The sequence below is a fragment of the Megasphaera sp. DJF_B143 genome, from assembly GCF_900320625.1.
Lineage (GTDB): Bacteria > Bacillota > Negativicutes > Veillonellales > Megasphaeraceae > Megasphaera > Megasphaera hexanoica.
Window position 1 is genome coordinate 1 of the sequence record NZ_ONTA01000215.1, and the last position, 2,417, is coordinate 2,417.

The 2,417-nt window shown below is 51.4% G+C and carries 2 protein-coding genes; both read right to left on the reverse strand.

The window, feature by feature from the left end; genetic code table 11:
- Positions 1–170: 170 nt before the first annotated feature.
- Positions 171–1,175: a 4-hydroxythreonine-4-phosphate dehydrogenase PdxA gene (gene pdxA, locus DBO31_RS06525; RefSeq protein WP_075581481.1), complete on the reverse strand. Its 1,005-nt coding sequence runs from the start codon at positions 1,173–1,175 to the stop codon at positions 171–173.
- Positions 1,176–1,198: 23 nt separating this feature from the next.
- Positions 1,199–2,417 (reverse strand): four-carbon acid sugar kinase family protein (locus DBO31_RS06530; protein ID WP_234995421.1); only part of this gene is annotated, 1,219 nt, incomplete at its 5' end.

Consider the following 2,417-nt stretch of genomic DNA (forward strand, 5'->3'; position numbering starts at 1 on the left):
CGAAAGTACTTGGGGGGAAGCCCCCTGGGAGGATAGGAAGCCGCTGATTGTGGGAAAAAGCACTAGCTTATGCTAGTGCTTTTTTTTTGTGGTTAGTGATTAGTGGGAAGTGAAGAAAACAGGACACCAGCCCAATACGGCTGGTGTCCTGTTCATTAGATGGCTGCCTGCTAGTGGATAGACGCTGACTGCAATCTTCCTTTAGCGAAGCGGATTCCCAGGTCAACGGCACTGAACATGCTGTCTTCTTTGGCAATTCCCTTGCCGGCTATGTCAAAGGCCGTACCGTGGTCTACGGAAGTACGGATAATAGGCAGTCCCAGTGTGACGTTGACTCCCGTATCGAAAGCCATCATTTTCATGGGGATGTGACCCTGGTCATGGTACATGGCCACGACGATATCGTATATTCCTTTATACGCTTTCAGGAAGACCGTATCAGGCGGTACCGGTCCGTCAACGTACAGTCCTTCTGCCCGGGCTTCCCCGATAGCCGGGATGATTTCTTCTATTTCTTCCCGGCCAAACAGCCCATGTTCCCCACTGTGCGGATTGAGGCCGGCGACAGCGATATGAGGATTGTCCAGGCCCAGACGTTTCATGGCATTATGGGCGAGGTGGATACATTCCAGAACACGTACCTTTTTGGCACGGTCGCAGGCTTCACGAAGAGAACAGTGAGTAGAAACGTGTACGACAGACATATTCTGACTCCAGAGCATCATCGTATAGTGTTTCGTCCCCGTAAGGGTAGCGAAAATTTCCGTATGCCCGTCAAAATTGTGCCCTCCTTTATGCAGAGCTTCCTTATTAAGTGGTGCCGTCGTTACGACCTGTATCTGACCTTCCATTGCATCGTGAATGGCGCGGGCAATGTACTGATAGGCAGCATCACCAGCAACGGGCGATACCTTTCCGATTTCAATATCTTTTCCTATTTCCAGATCGACGACGGAAATAATATTGATATGGCCGGGCTGGAATTCGGATGGCGATGAAATGACAGATAGTGGTGTTTTGAGGTGAAGTAACTGATGATAATACTGAAGCACGCCGTAACTTCCGTAAATCAGGACGGATTCCTGATATTCCGGCCTGGCGTCAATGGCTTTCAACGATACTTCCGGGCCGATTCCGGCGGGATCCCCCATAGTAATACCGACAAATTGATTCATATGATTTCCTCCTGTTTCTCCGCCTATGCGTTGCGGGGAATTTTTTTCAAACACTTAAGTGCTTTCCATATATCCGGTGCATCTCCAAAGGCTCCGGCTTTGGTCACTACAGGCAACTGTGGGCAGACCCCTTCGAGAAGGCGCCCTTGTACAAATCCGGGAAGGATTTCCCGTTCAATCTGGAATCCGCAGGCCTGGAGTTGTTCAACGACGGCGATGGCCGTGTCACCGCCTGTGAGAAAGAGCCCACAAAGGGAACTGTGGGCAGTGATAGCCATGGCGGTCTGGCTGAGAATGCGTTTGGTAAATGCGGCCAGTTCGTCTGAAGAAATACTGCGTTCCTTTCCATAGTCCAGAAAGGTTTCATAGTCTTCCCGTGTTGCCGCTGCCGTAACCAGGACATCCGTTCCTTCGTCAAGGGAAGCAATGGCTGCGTGAATATACGGTGCAAGGGAAGCCCCTTCATAGAGCTGCTCCATGGGAAGCTTGTGGATGACAGCGCCCTGTTTCTGACAAAAGGCCAGCTGTTCCATCGTGCGGGTGCTGACACTGCCGACGATAGCCAGGGCCGGACAGGGGGCATAGCAGATCTGGAGAAGGGCATTGGCAAGGCCGGCCGAACCAATCCAGAGAATCTTCTGTTTCTGGGCCAGTCCCTGACGGGCAATGGCATACAGGTCGTCATCCGTTCTGGCATCAAAGATATAACCGCCCGGTTCCCAATCGGATTTTGGTATTTCTCTATGTATAGGCGTATCCAGACAGGGACTGAGTAGTTCGGATAACGTATCTGTTTTCAGCGGATTGCGGGGATCACAGGCAATTTCCGTTTCCATCAGAGGAACGCCGTGTACGTGGAGGCGTCCGTCCTGTACGGTCCGGCCCTGTGATGGCAGCGATGGAGCAAAGACGATAATATCTGGTTGGCAGGCGGCAATGACGGCTTTGATTTCTGCCGTGATATTACCGCGCAGTGTAGAATCCACTTTTTTATACAAAAAGCGGCAGCTGCCAGTCTGTTCTACTGCTGAGGCCATGGCATAAACCCGTTTATAGGCATCGGTTCCACTGATAACGCGGCTTTCACTATCAATGACAATGCTTTCAGATCCCGGTCGGATGTCTTCGGCACGGAGTATGACGGAAACGGGGAGTCCTCGTTTGGCAACCTGTACTCCTGTGTCGTTGGCTCCGGTAAAATCATCGGCCAGAATGACAAATTCGTGCATGTGTATTTCCTCC

Coding starts and splice junctions, on each gene's coding strand:
- pdxA (WP_075581481.1), bottom strand. CDS start 1,175: ATGAATCAATTTGTCGGTATTACTATGGGGGATCCCGCCGGAATCGGC.